Consider the following 14,358-nt stretch of genomic DNA (forward strand, 5'->3'; position numbering starts at 1 on the left):
CGATCTAGCGCCGGTCGACCCAGCGCCGCAGATAGACATGCACACGGGTGCCCTTGCCGACCTCGCTCTCGATCTTCAGTCGACCGCCCATCGCCTCGGCCAGCGAGCTGCAGATCGACAGGCCGAGGCCGACGCCGCCGGTATCGCGTGCATGCGCATCGGACACCTGTACGAAAGGCTTCAATACGTCGACCAGCCGGTCGGGCGGTATGCCGCGGCCGGTATCCTCGACCACGAGCTCGATCTCGCGGTCGGATGCCGCGGCTGCGCTGATGGAAACCGTGCCGCCTTCCGGCGTGAATTTGATCGCGTTCGAAACGAGGTTCGAGAGGATCTGCATGGTGGCGCGGGTGTCGCCGGCAAAGACGAGCCCCTCGTCCTGGTCGCCGTCCCTCAGGGAAAGGTGAATTCCCTTTGCGGTTGCCGCTACGCCCATCTCGTTGCCGATATGCCGCCAGACCTCGGGTAGCGTGGTGCCCTCGATGCGCATTTCGTGCTTGCCCGCCTCGATGCGCGAGAGATCCAGGATCTGGTTGATGAGGATCAGCAGGTTGCGGCCGCTCTGATTGATGTCCCTGACGTAATCCAGATAGCGCTCGTTGGCCAGCGGGCCGAAGGCCTGGCTGGAAATGACCTCGGAGAAACCGATGATGGCGTTGAGCGGCGTGCGCAATTCATGGCTCATGACGCCAAGGAAACTGGATTTGGCGCGGCTTGCCGCATTGGCCGCTTCCAGCGCCTGGCGCGTGCGGCGCTCGCGCTGCGCCAGCTGGTGTCCGCCATAATGGGCGAGCCACAGCAGGAACAGGATCGTTGCTGCCGTTCCCAGGCCGACGACCAGCGATTGTATGTACCAGTTTCCCATGGTCGTGCTGCTTGGCACCGACAGGACGACGACCAGCGGCGCGTTCGGCAGCCGGCGCGCGGAGACGACGCGTTCGACGCCATCGACCGGGCTCCGGTGCCAGGTCAGGCCGAAATCGCGCCCCACCAGAATGCGGTTGAAGACCGGCGTGTCCGACAGGTCCATGCCCTCGACTTCCGGGTCGGGTGGCGAGCGCATCAACAGTATGCCGTCGTCGCGGATCAGCGTCACCGCCGTCTGCGGCCCCAGATCGATGGCGGCGAAGAAATCCTGCAGGTAATCCATGTCGAGACCGACGCGAACGATCCCGCCGAAGCTGCCGTCCGGGCGGATGATGGCCCGGCTGAAAGCGATGCCGGGCTCGCCGGTCGTGGCGCTGCGCAAAGGCCCGCTGATATAGGTGCCCGTGACCGCGCCGTCGCGCAGCAGGCGGAAATACTCGCGGTCGGCGATGTCGTGCTCCGGTGCAGGATGCTCGCGCGAGATTGCCTGCGCCCGACCGTCGGCGTCGAAAACCGCCAGCGTCCGGACGAAGGCAAGGCTGTCGGCAATGTCGCGAAAGGCAAGATGCAGGCGCAGGCGGTCCGCCGGATCGGCCAGATCTTGGGTCTTGATACGGTCGAGAGACTGGGACAGCACCAGGTCGATCGTCTGCATGGTCCGGTTGACATGTTCGGACAGCGCTACCGACAGATTGGTGAGTTCGCGCTCGATATTGGCCCGGTTGAGTGCATGCAGCCACCAGATGCTGGCAACTGCCACCGCCAGGGTCAGGGCGATGATCGCCAGCGTCACCAGCCGCAGCGGATTGTCGCCGCGCAGCCAAGCGAGCATCCGGCGCACCGAGGCGCGGCCGCTTCCAGGCGCAAACTTGGCTATCGGCATGACTTCCCCGAACACGTCATTGAGAAGCGATTTTAGTTGTTTTGTTGTAAAAACGATATGCGTGACTTGAGCGCCGGTTGCGCCTAATAATAGGACTGGTTCCCCTGATCATCGCGTCTCGCGCCGCCACCTGTACGACGCGATCGCCCAGCGGCGGGAAATACGCCGTTGCAACGCCAGGGCGCCGAACATGGGATGTCGCCATGAACCAGAAACCGATCGCGCCTGTCGCAAGGCCAGTTTCGAGGAAGCAGCATCCGTCATCGCCGGTTTCGGCCCGCGGGCGGTACGGCTGGCAATCCGGGGCCACGGCCATCGAATACGGCCTGATCGCCGCCCTGGTGGCGCTCTCGATCTATGTGGGAGTGCTGGTCGCCGGCAACGGCCTGAGCGAGGTATTCCTGGTGGTGGGCAACCAGCTGCAGGCGGTTCTCGACGCCATCTGACCGCGCCTCCGGAGGAGAAGGCTGGTGCCGCCTCGCGGACTTGAACCGCGGACCTACTGATTACGAATCAGTTGCTCTACCGCTGAGCTAAGGCGGCGCCCTAGGGGTGGAAACCCGGCCGGATCGGCGCGGGCCGGAAGCTAGTTTATCAGCCGCGCGGCGTCAACAGATGCCGCTTGTGGCGCCTCCGGCGGCCTTGGCCCGGCCTTTGAAGCGTCCGTGAGCGGCCCGGCCGGCCGATTCTGGCCGGATTCCGGCAGGTCCCTGCTGCCCTGGGCCGCTGCGGCAAAGGGGGGCTCCGGGCTCAGAATTTCGACCATGTTCGCCCGCGCCGACGGCCCGGCGCCGCTTGCCGCCGCCGCAGGCAGGGCGGCATGAACCGATCTGGCCCGGGCCGGAACCCGCCATTCCAGGCTGTCTACCGCCTGGCAGGCGCGGCAGGTGAACTGCCACTGGCCGCATTCCGGGCCGGCATCGCCCGGCTGGCCGCATTGGCGGCAGATCCAGGCGGCATCGGCCGGGGCGGCGGCGGCGGCATCGAGCCAGGCACGGGCTGCCGTCATGTCGGCCCGTTCGCGCTCCTCAAGCCGCGCAAAGCCGCGGCAGGTGGCCTGGGTCGGGGCGCCGAATGCCGTGCGCTCCAGCGCGGCCAGGCGATCCAGATGGCGCCGCGCCTCGCCCCAGAGATCGGCGGCGAGATCGGCCTCGGCCAGCAGGCGGTGCGTCTCCGGATGATCGGGATTCTGCCGCAGCAGCCGTTCCAGGCGCTGGGTCCGTTCCAGCGACCGCTCGTTTTCGCCAGCCAGCAGATAGGCTTCGCCCAGGATCTCGTGCGGATGGCTGTCCCACACCTGTTCGACCAGGCGCATCGCCTCCTTGCGCTTGCCCTGCCGCGTCAGCAGCCGCGCCAGCATGAAGCGCGCCGGAGCGAAATCGCCGGCCAGCTTTACCGCCTCGCGCGCGGCAGCGACGGCACCGTCTGCCGAAATGTCGTGGCCGTCGGCGATCAGAGCCTGGCGCGCCTTTTCGGTCAGCAGCGCGGCGCGCCGCCGCTGGCCCTCCTTGGTGCCGAGGGCGCCGGCGCGCACCAATGCCTTCAGGCTGTTCTCCGCGGCGTCATAGCGGCCGGCCTTGACCTGCAGGCGCAGTGCCGTGTCGGCCGCCCATTGTGCGTTGGGATTGGCCGCGAGCGCCCGCTCGGCCAGTTGCCGCGCGCCTTCCTCGTCGCCCGATTTCAATGCGTTCATGGCGAGGCCGCGCAGGCCCAGGATTGCGGTTTCCGGCGTTTCCGCCAGCACCTTGAAATGTGCCGTGGCGCCGCGTTCGTCGCCTTCCAACTGGGCCGCCTGGGCTGCCAGCAGGCGCGTGATCGGCGGTGCCTCGCTGCCCTTCGTCAGCAGCTTCTGCGCGGCCTGGGCGAGGCGTCGCGCCTCGCGCGCATCGCCCGCCGCGGCGGCGGCAAAGCCGCGGGTCAGCATCTGGTAGCCCTTGGTCTCGCGGGCATGGCCGCGGATCGCACCGATTTCGCCCGGCACCGAAAGGATGCGGTGGACAACACGACCGACCAGCCACAGCAGGATGATGCCAAGGACGACGCCCAGCATGGCGAGGCCCAAAGGCGGCACGTCGATGCGATAGCCGAACCAGACAAGCGACAGATTGCCCGGACGGTTGGCGAGCCAGACGGCCGCACCCACCAGCACGGCCAGCTTGATGATGAACCACAAGGCGCGGGCAAAGGTCATGACCGGCGCTCCCGTCAGTTCGATTGCTCTGGTGCGCCAGCGGCCTGCGGCGCCAGCGCCTCGGCCGAGAGGACGGCGAGCTGTGCCGCGGCGGTGTCGCCGGCGAGGCGAGCCTTTGCGTCCTGCAGCCAGGTCGCGGCCATGGTTGCCGCCTGGCCGCCCAGATTGTCGAGTTCGGCCACGGCACCGGCCAGATCCCCCTCGGCAAGGCGGCTTTCGCCGCGCGCCAGGATGGCAAGCTCTCCGTCGCCGGCGACATCGCCGACCGGGCGGATGGTGACAAGTTCGGCAAGTCGGTTGAGGGTCTGCTGCAGCCAACCCGGTTCGGCGCCGATCGCGGCCCCGGCTGCATCGGCGGTTGCTGCCTGGGCGATCGATGTGGCCGGGAATTGCGCCTGTAATTGCGCGAGGGTGGGGGTGCCTAGGGCGGCGCGCTCCTGCAGCGGCGACAGGATGGGGCCAAGCCGCGCCGCGATCTCCGCATCCGGCTGTGCCAGATCGGCAAGGGCGGCGAGTTCGGCGGCAAACGGCTTGTTGCCGGCCAGGGCCGCACGCAACTGGCCGATCGAAAGGACTAGCGCCGCCGCGCGCTGCTGCTTCAGCAGCGAATCGCTCTGCTCGCCGGCCACCCGGGCGAGATCGTCGCCAAGGGTGTTGGCGGTTGCTTCCAATTGGTCGAGGCGCGATCCCAGCCCGTCGAGCGCTGCCAACCGAGCCGTCGCAGCCTCGATCCCCGCCCTCTGTTCCGCATTTTCCGATTGCAGCCGGTCGATCTCCCCCAGCCGGCCTTCGAGGCTCGCCAGGCGCGCGGTGAGGTCGTCCATGGCAGCATCGGCCCCGGCGCCAGCGCCAGATTCAGGCAGCGGCATTTCGCTGCCGGAACCGGCTGCGTTCGCGGCCAGTATATCCAGCCGCTCGCCGAGCGAGGCGAGGCGGCCCTCCATTGCTTCCAGCCGGCCTTCCAGCGGGGCGAGGTCCATGGCGGCGCTTGCAGCGCCCTGCACCTGGCCGGTAGCCGCTTCCAGTTCGGATTTCCAATTGGCGATCTCGGATTGCAGCGCGTCGATGCGGCTGCGCGCCTCGCTGTCGATATCCTGGCGGGTGCCGAGTGCCGCCAGCTGCTCCTTCAGGGCGGCGATATCGGCGGCCAGGACGTCAATTTCACTGCCAGTTGCAGCATCGCCCTGTTCCACGGCCGGCGCCAGGTAGGGGCGCCAATAGGGTTCCGCCAGTACGACGCCACCGCCGGAAAGGGCGCCGGCGAGGAGGCCGAGGAGTGCCGCCCCGGCGCGACCGGGCCTGGCCGGCACCGGCGCCGCCGCAATGATCGAGGCACCCCGTGCCGGATCGGCGGCGGCATCGGTGGCGTCGGTTTCGCCCGGTTCCGTCCTTCTGTCTTCGCTCATGACGGGCTCTCCCCCTGTCCGTTCCCGTTCGATCAGCGCCAGCATGCCGGTCCGGTCAGGCTGATCTGCCGTTGCCACCCGTCGCCAGCCCAGATCCCGGATTTCCGCCGCCACCGCCTCGCTGAGGCAGAGCGCAGTTACCCCGCCAAGGCCATCGCCACCCGGCGCCTGCGCCTTCCGCCACAGGGTGGCAAAGGTGCGGGCGGTGCGCGGCGAGAACAGCGCCACCGCGTCGATGCCGCCGAGGCGGAGATTCATCACCGTTGCGGGTGACAATTCCGTGACCGGCTCGGCATCGTAAAGCACGATCCGCTCGACCACAAAACCGGCTGCCTGCAGCTGCCCCTTGAGATCGCCGGCAAGGCTTGCCCCCGCGGCATGCAATAACGCGCCGTCCCTGGGGTGCAGGCGGTCGGTCACCAGTTCGGCCAGGGATGATACATCGCCCGACGCCGAACTGACATCGGCGAAGCCGAGGGACCGCGCCACGGCAGCCGAATTGTCGCCGACAGTAAAGACCTTGAGGTCGCGGCGCGGACTGGCAGCGGCAAAGCAGCGCACGCCGTTGGCGCTGGTGAAGATGACGGCCTGGATGCCATCGAGCGGCATGTCGCCTTGTGCTGCCGGCTTGACTGCCAGCAAGGGCTCGATGGTGCTTTCGATGCCGCGTGCGGCCAGCTCCGCCGCCAGTTCCGCAGCATCGTCCCGGGGGCGGGTGATGAGGATATGCATGGGCGCCAACCTAAGCCAGGAAGTCGGGCCCCGCCAGTGACTTCAGCCGGTCGGCCGCGGCGCGGCCCAATGCCGCGGCCTCGGCCGGTAGGCCGGATCGTTCGTCGCGATGCAGGGCGCTGCCATCGGGCTTGGCGATCAAGGCGACAAGACGCAGCCGTCCATCGGCACCGATCGTCGCATGGGCAGCGATGGGTGTGCGGCATGATCCTTCCAGCCCGGCGAGGCAGGCGCGTTCCGCCGTCACCGCGATCGCGGTCGCGTCGTCATGCAGCGGCTTCAGAAGATCGTTCAGGCGTGTATCGGCGGCACGGATCTCGAGGCCGATGGCGCCCTGCGCCACGGCCGGCAGCATCTCGCCGGTCTCGAGAATGCAGGTCGCGACATCCGCCTTGCCGAGGCGTTTGAGCCCGGCCAGCGCCAGCAGGGTGGCGTCGACTTCGCCCGCCGCCAGCTTGCCGAGGCGCGTCCCGACATTGCCGCGGAAATTGATGACCCTGAGATCGGGGCGGCGGTGGAGGAGCTGCGCCTGGCGCCGCAGCGAGGCCGAGCCAATTACGGCACCCGGCGGCAGGTCGGCCAGGCTGCGTCCGGCGCGCAGGATCAGCGCGTCGCGCGGATCCTCGCGCGGCAGTAGGCAGGTGATGGCAAGCCCATCCGGCAATTGCGTCGGCACATCCTTCATGGAATGGACCGCGACATCGATGGACCCAGCCAGCAGGGCGTCCTCGATCTCCTTGGTAAAAAGGCCCTTGCCGCCGATCTCGGCCAGGGCCCGGTCCTGGATGCGGTCCCCGGTGGTCTTGATGACCACGATCTCCGCCGGCGGCAGAGCCGGGTGCGCGGCAGCGATGGCCGCCTGCACCATCTCGGCCTGGGCCAGCGCCAGGGGCGAGCCGCGTGTGCCGATCCGGACGATCCTCAAATCCCTGTCTTGCCCTTGGTTGATCCCAGCCTGCGAACCCGCCATAACTACCTCGCCTTGCCACCAAGCCCTTCCTAAAGGTCGCGGGCGGCGAATGCAATTGCCGGAAAGGACGCGCCATCGACGCCCGATTCCGGCACCCGCTTTGTGGCCCGCCGGGCGGCCGCGACTCGGTCCACCATGCCCGGCCGCGACGGATCCGATGGTTGTTCTGGGTATCGAATCTTCCTGCGACGAGACCGCCGCCGCGCTGGTGACGGCAGAGCGGCGGATACTTGCCGACACCATTTTCGCCCAGGTGGCCGAACACACGCCCTATGGCGGCGTGGTCCCGGAAATCGCCGCCCGCGCCCATCTCGACCATCTCGATGCGACCATCGCCGCCGCCATGCATCAGGCCGGCCTCGGTTTCGCCGAGCTTGACGCCGTCGCGGTGACCGGCGGCCCCGGCCTCATCGGCGGGGTCATCGTCGGCGTGATGATGGGCAAGGCGATCGCCCTGGCCCATGTCAAGCCGCTCATCGCCGTCAATCACCTGGAAGGACATGCTCTGACGGCGCGCCTCACCGACGATGTTGCCTTCCCCTATCTGCTGCTGCTGGTCTCCGGCGGGCATTGCCAATTGCTGGTGGTCGAGGGGGTCGGGCGCTATCGCCGCCTCGGCGCCACCATCGACGATGCGGCTGGCGAGGCCTTCGACAAGGCGGCAAAGCTGATGGGCCTCGGCTTTCCCGGCGGCCCCGCCATTGCCGCGGCGGCGGAACGGGCGACCGAGCCCTGGCCCGATCTGCCCCGCCCGATGAAAGGTCGGCCGGACTGCAATTTTTCGTTCAGCGGCCTGAAGACCGCCTTGCGCCAGCGGGTCGAGGCGCTGCGCGCGGCCGATGCCTTCGACGACGCGGTACGGGCCAATCTCGCCGCCGGCTTCCAGCAGGCGGTGGTGGAATGCCTGATCGACCGCACGTCACGCGCCCTCGATCGGGCCAGGGCGGATCACCCGACCCTGAATGCCTTGGTGATTGCTGGCGGAGTCGCCGCCAACCGCCATCTGCGCGCCGCCTTGCAACGGCTCGCCGACGGTGCCGGCATCGCTTTGATTGCGCCACCGGCGCGGCTCTGCACCGACAATGCCGCGATGATCGCCTGGGCCGGGATCGAACGTCTGGCGCTCGGCGAGAGCAGCGGCTTCGACTTTGCGCCGCGGCCGCGCTGGCCGCTTGACGAACAAGCCCCGCGCCTTCCCGGCGCGGGGGTGAAAGCATGACTATTCCAACCACGGGAAAGAACCGGAAATGGCCTTCATGATCTACTGCCTCGACAAGCCCGACCATCTGGAAGTCCGGCTGGCCAACCGCCCGGCCCATGTCGAACACCTCATCGCCCATGAAAGCCACCTCATTACCGGCGGCCCGCTGCTCGATGGCGAGAAGATGATCGGCTCCCTGCTGGTGGTGGATTTCGCGACCCGCGAAGAAGTGGATGCTTTCCTGGCCGCCGATCCCTATGCCAAGGCCGACCTCTTCCAGTCGGTGACCGTAAGGCCCTACAAGAACGTCTTCCCGCGCGCACAATAGGGGATCCGAGATGAACTACTGGCTGGTGAAGTCCGAGCCCTTCAAATATTCCTGGGACCAGTTGTTGAAGGACGGCAGGACCTTCTGGAACGGCGTCCGCAATTACCAGGCCGCCAACAATCTGAAGGCGATGAAGAAGGGCGACCCGGTCTTTTTCTATCATTCCAATGAGGGCCTCGAGATCGTCGGCATTGCCGAGGTGGTGAAGGAATACTACCCCGACCACACCGATGAGAGCGGCCGCTTCGGCATGGTCGATCTGAAACCCGCGCGGCCGTTGAAGACGCCGGTCACCCTGGCAACAATCAAGGCCGATCCGGCCTTGGGCGACATCGCGCTCATCCGCCAGTCGCGCCTCTCGGTGATGCCGATCACCCCGGCGCAGTGGAAGCACATCTGCAAGCTGGGTGGGGTCAAGGCCTGACGGGCCGGACCTCTCCCGGCCTGCTTCCCCCTCCAATGGTAGGGGTTTCCCTCTTTAGCGGCCCGCGCTGATATGGCAAGCCAGATCGAGTGGGGCCATGGGCAGCATGTTCGGCAGGGTTGTCACCCCCCGTGCTTCCGTCGATAATCGGCCGCGAGCTGCCGCGCCCGTTGGGTTGCGCGCCAAAAAATTCTGACTTTACCGGGTGTTGGGAGGCCCGAATCCATGAGCGAACAGCAGGTTTTCGACGTTCCGGCGAAGGTCGCCGAGCGTGCCCTGATCAATGCCGCCAAATACGAGCAGCTCTACCGCCAGTCGGTCGAGGACAATGTCGGCTTCTGGCGCGAGCAGGGCCGGCGGATCGACTGGATCAAGCCCTATACCCAGGTCAAGGATGTCGACTATACCGGCGAGGTGCGCATCCGCTGGTATTATGACGGCACCCTCAACGTCGCCGCCAATTGCATCGATCGGCACCTGCCCAAGCGCGCCGGCCAGACCGCGATCATCTGGGAAGGCGACGACCCCAGCATCTCCAAGCACATCACCTATCAGGAACTCAGCGACCATGTCGGGCGCTTCGGCAACATCCTGCGGAGCAAGGGTGTCAAGAAGGGCGATCGCGTCACCATCTACATGCCGATGATCCCGGAAGCCGCCTATGCCATGCTGGCCTGCGCCCGCATCGGCGCCGTGCATTCGATCGTCTTCGGCGGCTTCTCGCCGGACAGCCTCGCCGGCCGCATCGTCGATTGCGATTCCAGATTCATCATCACCGCGGATGAGGGCCTGCGCGGCGGCAAGAAGGTGCCGCTCAAGGCCAATGTCGATGCGGCGCTGAAGCAATGTCCGGGCGTCACCGACGTCCTCGTCGTGCGCCATACCGGCGGTGCCGTCCATATGGAAGCGGGGCGCGACCACTGGCTGCACGAGGAAGCGGCCAAAGTCGGCGTCGATTGCAAGCCGGAGGAAATGAACGCCGAGGACCCGCTGTTCATCCTCTATACCTCCGGCTCGACCGGCAAGCCGAAGGGCGTGCTGCACACCACCGGAGGCTATCTGGTCTATGCCTCCTTCACCCATCAGTACGTCTTCGACTACCACGAGGGCGACATCTACTGGTGCACGGCGGATGTGGGCTGGGTCACCGGCCATTCCTATATCGTCTATGGCCCGCTGGCGAACGGCGCCACCACGCTGATGTTCGAAGGTGTGCCCAATTATCCCGACGCCTCGCGCTTCTGGCAGGTCTGCGACAAGCACAAGGTCAATATCTTTTATACCGCCCCCACCGCGATCCGCGCGCTGATGCGCGAGGGCGAGGCGCCGGTCCAGAAATGCAAGCTCGATTCCCTGCGCCTCCTCGGTTCCGTGGGCGAGCCGATCAACCCGGAGGCCTGGCTCTGGTATCACCGCGTCGTCGGCAGGCACCGCTGCCCCATCGTCGACACCTGGTGGCAGACCGAGACCGGCGGCATCCTCATCTCGCCGCTGCCCGGCGCCACGAAACTGAAGCCGGGCTCGGCGACAAGACCGTTGCCGGGGGTGATGCCCGAGATCGTCGATGCCAATGGCAAGGTGCTGGATGGCCCCTGCGAGGGCAATCTCTGCATCAAGGACAGCTGGCCTGGCCAGATGCGCACGGTCTATGGCGACCACAAGCGCTTCGCCGACACCTACTTCTCGACCTATCCCGGCAAGTACTTCACCGGCGACGGCTGCCGGCGCGACGAGGACGGCTATTACTGGATCACGGGGCGCGTCGATGACGTTATCAACGTCTCCGGCCACCGCATGGGCACGGCCGAGGTGGAAAGCGCGCTGGTCGCCCATCCCAAGGTGGCCGAGGCCGCAGTCGTTGGCTACCCGCACGACATCAAGGGGCAGGGTATCTACGCCTATGTGACGCTGAAATCTGGCGAGCAGCCGACCGAGGAATTGCGCAAGGAACTGGTGCAATGGGTCAGGAAGGAGATCGGCCCGATCGCCTCGCCCGATCTCATCCAATGGGCGCCGGGCCTGCCGAAGACCCGCTCCGGCAAGATCATGCGCCGCATCCTGCGCAAGATCGCCGAGAACGAGTTCGGCAATCTCGGCGACACCTCGACCCTGGCCGACCCCAATGTGGTGAATGACCTGGTCGACAACCGCATGAACAAGTAGGCGTGCGGGAAACTTTTTCTTTCATCCCCCGCGAAGGCGGGGGATGAAAGTCGAATTGGGCCCGGGTCACGCCGCCAGATGCCGGAACGCCGCCACGACCTGATCATAGAGCGGCCGCTTGAAGGCGACGATCAATGACGGCGTCTCGCTGAGCTTCATCCAGGCCCAGGCGCTGAATTCCGGATGTTCGCCATCAATGCGGATCTCGCTGTCATCGCCGGTGAAGCGGAAGGCGAACCATTTCTGCTCCTGCCCGCGATAGCGGCCCTTCCACACCTTCGGCACCAGTTCGCGCGGCAGGTCATAGCGCAGCCAATCCGGCGTCTCGGCGATGAGTTCGGCAGAAGTGACGCCGGTTTCCTCCCGAAGTTCGCGCCGCGCCGCCACCAGCGGGTCCTCGTCCTTGTCGATGCCGCCCTGGGGGAATTGCCAGGCCGGCTCGGTGGTATCGAGCCGCTGCGCGACGAAGACCCGGCCTTGTGCATTGAACAGCACCACGCCGACACCGCGGCGATAGGGCAGCTTCTCGATCTCGCTCTTCCTGCTCATGCGGGGGTTAGCACCTTATTTGGTCAGAAGGGCGCTGGCCGGCACCAGCACGAGGTCGCGATCCCTGGCGATCGCGGCGATATCCGTCAAGGCGGCGATGGAAAGGGGATAGGGCTGCACCGCGATAAGTGAAGCGCGGCTGCTGCGGCTGCGCGCCAATGCCTCCGTCATCCGCTCCTGGATCGCCTGGCGCGACAGATCATGGCCGATCTCGACATCGGCGATGGCATGGCGGGGCGCCTTGTCGATGCCCTGTGCTGCTTCGCCAAGGGATTCACCGAACGTGGCGGCGACAATTAGACCGAGGCCGCGGGCACCCAGATGCCCGAGCACCGGCCGCAGGGCCGCCGCATCGGTGAGGAAGCGGTCGCCGCCCTGGGTGGCGACACCCAGCACGCCATCGGCCCCGGCCAGGAGCCGGTCGAGGCGAGCGGTGTTTTCCTGCTCGTTGAGGGCGGTGAGCAGGCCAAGCGGACCGGGGTCGACTGCCGGATAGGCGCGGCTCTCCAGCGGCATATCGACCAGCACTTCATGGCCGAAGGCCTGGGCCGCCGCGATCCAGGCGGCAAGGTCCGGGGCATAGGGGCTGAAGCTCAGACTCACCTCGGGCGGCGTATCGGCGATGGCGGCTGCGGTCACCGCACTGTTATGGCCGAGATTGACGATGGTGACGGCGAGGCGCGGGCGCTGGCCCATGAACAGGGCCGCCCGCGCATAACGGTCGACCGGTGGCTGGTCGAATCCGCCGGCAGGCAGATGCAGGCTGCGTGGCGGCTGACGGGTGGCCAGCAACTCGGCCGGTGTCATCGGCGTCAGCACCAGCGCCCTTTCGCCGCCCTGTCCAGCAACGCCCGGCGCCGGCACGCCGGAACTGGCGGGTGCCATCGCCGGCGCCAGGCCGGAACCGGGTTCGAACAGTCGCGCCACCTCGCCGTGCCGCGCGGCGTCGACCCAGCGGCCTAGATTGCCGGTGGCTGCGCCATAGATTCCGATGCCGGCCACGATCAGCAGGATCAGGAAAAGGAAGATGATGCCCGGCCCGCCAACAAAACTCCCCCGCTTTTCGGGCGGGGGAGCGATGATGGCATCTTCGAGGCGCTGCGGTTCCTTGTCGGCCATGGCCGCCGGGCGCTCCGGCGCGCCCTAATTGCTGGCCTTGCTCTGCAGCAGGTTGAGGCCGCGCAGCAGGTCGAGGGCCCGCGCCAGCTGGAAATCCTCGTCCGGACGCGCAATCTGCTGGCGTTCCGAGCCGACGAAGGGCTCGTCCGGCTTCTCGGCGGCGCCAGCCTCGCCATTGGCCGCTTCGCCATTCGTTGCGTTGTCGTCCTGGTTCTCCGTCTGCTCGACCGCGTTCTCGTCCGTGCTGCCATCGGGATTGGCGAGCGCACCCTTGAGGTCGGCTTCGTGCGGGCGGTTGTCGCCGCCCAGCTTCTCGATCTTGGCCTGTTCGACCACGATATCGGGCTCGATGCCCTTGGCCTGGATCGAGCGGCCGGAGGGGGTGTAGTAGCGCGCCGTGGTGAGGCGGATGGCGCCATGGCCAGGGATGCCCATGATCGACTGCACCGAGCCCTTGCCGAAGGATTGCGTGCCGAGGATCACCGCGCGACCGTGATCCTGCAGGGCGCCGGCGACGATCTCCGAGGCCGAGGCCGAGCCGCCATTCACCAGCACCACGATCGGCTTGCCCTCGATCAGGTCGCCGCCTTCCGCGTTCCAGCGCTGCGCGTCGTCCGGATTGCGGCCGCGGGTCGAGACGATCTCGCCCTTCTCCATGAAGTCGTCCGATACGGCGATCGCCTGGTCGAGCAGCCCGCCGGGATTGTTGCGCAGATCCAGCACCAGACCGGCCAGTTCGCCCTTGGTCGCCTTTTTCAACTCGTCGATGGCGCCGCGCAGGCCGGAATCGGTCTTCTCCGAGAACGAGGTGATGCGGATATAGCCGATATTGCCGTCTTCCAGCTCCCAGCGGGCCGATTTCAGTTCGATGACGGCGCGCTTCAGCGTGACCTCGAACGCGTCCTGGTCGCCGCGCAGGATGGTCAGGGTGATGCTGGTGCCGACCTCGCCACGCATCTTGTCGACTGCCTCGTTGAGGGTCAGCCCCATCACCGGCTCGCCATTGAGCTGGGCAATCAGATCGCCGGGCTGGATGCCGGCGCGGGCGGCCGGCGTATCGTCCATGGGTGAGACCACCTTGATGAGGCCGTTTTCCATGGTGACCTCGATGCCGAGGCCGCCGAACTCGCCGCGGGTCTGCACCTGCATGTCCTGGTAGGAATCCGCGTTCATGTAGCTGGAATGCGGATCGAGCGATGTCAGCATGCCGTTGATCGCAGCCTCGATCAGCTTGTCGTCTTCCGTTTCCTCGACATAGCCGGCGCGCACCCGTTCGAACACCTCGCCGAACAGATTGAGCTGCTGGTAGGTATTGACCGGCTTCTTCGTCGCGGCGTCCCCGTTCGCCGCGTCGTTCTCGGACTGGGCGGCGACGAAGCCGGGATGGAAGGCGACGGCGCCGATGAACATGCCGGCTGCGAGCGCGGTGGCGGCGAGGAGCGTTTTGCGGATCATCTTACTTACTGACCTTTGTTGTTGTGGCCCTTGCTGCCCTGGCTGCCCGTCCGGTACTGGCGGCGCTCGA

The 14,358-nt window shown here is 66.9% G+C and carries 12 protein-coding genes and 1 tRNA gene; 5 read left to right on the forward strand and 8 right to left on the reverse strand.

Translation table 11 applies throughout. The annotated features are described in order from the left end of the window. Window positions 1-4: 4 nt before the first annotated feature. Complete coding sequence (locus tag A8950_RS02545; RefSeq protein WP_133612046.1) at window positions 5-1,750, reverse strand: sensor histidine kinase; 1,746 nt, start codon at window positions 1,748-1,750, stop codon at window positions 5-7. A 203-nt stretch (window positions 1,751-1,953) separates the two neighbouring features. Here A8950_RS02545 and A8950_RS02550 point away from each other — a divergent pair, with 203 nt between their 5' ends. Continuing rightward, window positions 1,954-2,196 carry a Flp family type IVb pilin gene (locus A8950_RS02550; protein WP_133612047.1) on the forward strand — a complete coding sequence of 81 codons (243 nt, stop codon included), beginning with the start codon at window positions 1,954-1,956 and terminating at the stop codon, window positions 2,194-2,196. 22 nt (window positions 2,197-2,218) lie between these two features. Here A8950_RS02550 and A8950_RS02555 read toward each other — a convergent pair. The 4 genes from A8950_RS02555 to hemC all read right to left on the reverse strand — a co-directional run bounded on the left by A8950_RS02555 (window position 2,219) and on the right by hemC (window position 7,049). Further along, window positions 2,219-2,293: transfer RNA gene (locus A8950_RS02555), tRNA-Thr, on the reverse strand. A gap of 43 nt (window positions 2,294-2,336) precedes the next feature. Beyond that, complete coding sequence (locus A8950_RS02560; protein ID WP_133612048.1) at window positions 2,337-3,941, reverse strand: heme biosynthesis protein HemY; 1,605 nt, start codon at window positions 3,939-3,941, stop codon at window positions 2,337-2,339. A 14-nt stretch (window positions 3,942-3,955) separates the two neighbouring features. After that, on the reverse strand, window positions 3,956-6,079 hold the full coding sequence (locus tag A8950_RS02565) for a uroporphyrinogen-III synthase (protein WP_133612049.1): 2,124 nt from the start codon (window positions 6,077-6,079) through the stop codon (window positions 3,956-3,958). A gap of 10 nt (window positions 6,080-6,089) precedes the next feature. Continuing rightward, window positions 6,090-7,049 carry a hydroxymethylbilane synthase gene (hemC, locus tag A8950_RS02570; RefSeq protein WP_133612050.1) on the reverse strand — a complete coding sequence of 320 codons (960 nt, stop codon included), beginning with the start codon at window positions 7,047-7,049 and terminating at the stop codon, window positions 6,090-6,092. Window positions 7,050-7,206: 157 nt separating this feature from the next. On the opposite strand from hemC, the gene tsaD reads away from it, so the two are divergent. The 4 genes from tsaD to acs all read left to right on the forward strand — a co-directional run bounded on the left by tsaD (window position 7,207) and on the right by acs (window position 11,165). Then, complete coding sequence (tsaD, locus tag A8950_RS02575) at window positions 7,207-8,268, forward strand: tRNA (adenosine(37)-N6)-threonylcarbamoyltransferase complex transferase subunit TsaD (RefSeq protein WP_133612051.1); 1,062 nt, start codon at window positions 7,207-7,209, stop codon at window positions 8,266-8,268. 28 nt (window positions 8,269-8,296) lie between these two features. After that, on the forward strand, window positions 8,297-8,578 hold the full coding sequence (locus A8950_RS02580) for a YciI family protein (RefSeq protein WP_133612052.1): 282 nt from the start codon (window positions 8,297-8,299) through the stop codon (window positions 8,576-8,578). 10 nt (window positions 8,579-8,588) lie between these two features. Continuing rightward, window positions 8,589-9,002 carry an EVE domain-containing protein gene (locus A8950_RS02585; protein WP_133612053.1) on the forward strand — a complete coding sequence of 138 codons (414 nt, stop codon included), beginning with the start codon at window positions 8,589-8,591 and terminating at the stop codon, window positions 9,000-9,002. A gap of 225 nt (window positions 9,003-9,227) precedes the next feature. Next, entirely contained in the window at window positions 9,228-11,165 is a 1,938-nt protein-coding gene (gene acs, locus A8950_RS02590; protein ID WP_133612054.1) for an acetate--CoA ligase, read from the forward strand. Between the two features lie 66 nt (window positions 11,166-11,231). On the opposite strand, the gene A8950_RS02595 is transcribed toward acs, so the two are convergent. Genes A8950_RS02595 through A8950_RS02605 form a run of 3 tightly spaced genes read right to left on the reverse strand, consistent with a single transcriptional unit; the run spans window position 11,232 to window position 14,288 of the window. Beyond that, window positions 11,232-11,714, reverse strand: a complete 483-nt coding sequence (locus A8950_RS02595) for an RNA pyrophosphohydrolase (protein WP_133612055.1) — start codon at window positions 11,712-11,714, stop codon at window positions 11,232-11,234. A gap of 15 nt (window positions 11,715-11,729) precedes the next feature. Next, window positions 11,730-12,833: a divergent polysaccharide deacetylase family protein gene (locus A8950_RS02600; protein ID WP_133612056.1), complete on the reverse strand. Its 1,104-nt coding sequence runs from the start codon at window positions 12,831-12,833 to the stop codon at window positions 11,730-11,732. A gap of 24 nt (window positions 12,834-12,857) precedes the next feature. Further along, window positions 12,858-14,288: a S41 family peptidase gene (locus A8950_RS02605; protein ID WP_133612057.1), complete on the reverse strand. Its 1,431-nt coding sequence runs from the start codon at window positions 14,286-14,288 to the stop codon at window positions 12,858-12,860. Window positions 14,289-14,358 lie beyond the last annotated feature (70 nt).

It is taken from the genome of Dongia mobilis (genome assembly GCF_004363235.1).
GTDB lineage: Bacteria > Pseudomonadota > Alphaproteobacteria > Dongiales > Dongiaceae > Dongia > Dongia mobilis.

What these genes read in the sequence shown, in the direction of transcription:
- A8950_RS02545 (WP_133612046.1), bottom strand. Translation starts at nt 1,750, where the DNA reads ATGCCGATAGCCAAGTTTGCGCCTGGAAGCGGCCGCGCCTCGGTGCGC.
- A8950_RS02550 (WP_133612047.1), top strand. Translation starts at nt 1,954, where the DNA reads ATGAACCAGAAACCGATCGCGCCTGTCGCAAGGCCAGTTTCGAGGAAG.
- A8950_RS02560 (WP_133612048.1), bottom strand. Translation starts at nt 3,941, where the DNA reads ATGACCTTTGCCCGCGCCTTGTGGTTCATCATCAAGCTGGCCGTGCTG.
- A8950_RS02565 (WP_133612049.1), bottom strand. Translation starts at nt 6,079, where the DNA reads ATGCATATCCTCATCACCCGCCCCCGGGACGATGCTGCGGAACTGGCG.
- hemC (WP_133612050.1), bottom strand. Translation starts at nt 7,049, where the DNA reads ATGGCGGGTTCGCAGGCTGGGATCAACCAAGGGCAAGACAGGGATTTG.
- tsaD (WP_133612051.1), top strand. Translation starts at nt 7,207, where the DNA reads ATGGTTGTTCTGGGTATCGAATCTTCCTGCGACGAGACCGCCGCCGCG.
- A8950_RS02580 (WP_133612052.1), top strand. Translation starts at nt 8,297, where the DNA reads ATGGCCTTCATGATCTACTGCCTCGACAAGCCCGACCATCTGGAAGTC.
- A8950_RS02585 (WP_133612053.1), top strand. Translation starts at nt 8,589, where the DNA reads ATGAACTACTGGCTGGTGAAGTCCGAGCCCTTCAAATATTCCTGGGAC.
- acs (WP_133612054.1), top strand. Translation starts at nt 9,228, where the DNA reads ATGAGCGAACAGCAGGTTTTCGACGTTCCGGCGAAGGTCGCCGAGCGT.
- A8950_RS02595 (WP_133612055.1), bottom strand. Translation starts at nt 11,714, where the DNA reads ATGAGCAGGAAGAGCGAGATCGAGAAGCTGCCCTATCGCCGCGGTGTC.
- A8950_RS02600 (WP_133612056.1), bottom strand. Translation starts at nt 12,833, where the DNA reads ATGGCCGACAAGGAACCGCAGCGCCTCGAAGATGCCATCATCGCTCCC.
- A8950_RS02605 (WP_133612057.1), bottom strand. Translation starts at nt 14,288, where the DNA reads ATGATCCGCAAAACGCTCCTCGCCGCCACCGCGCTCGCAGCCGGCATG.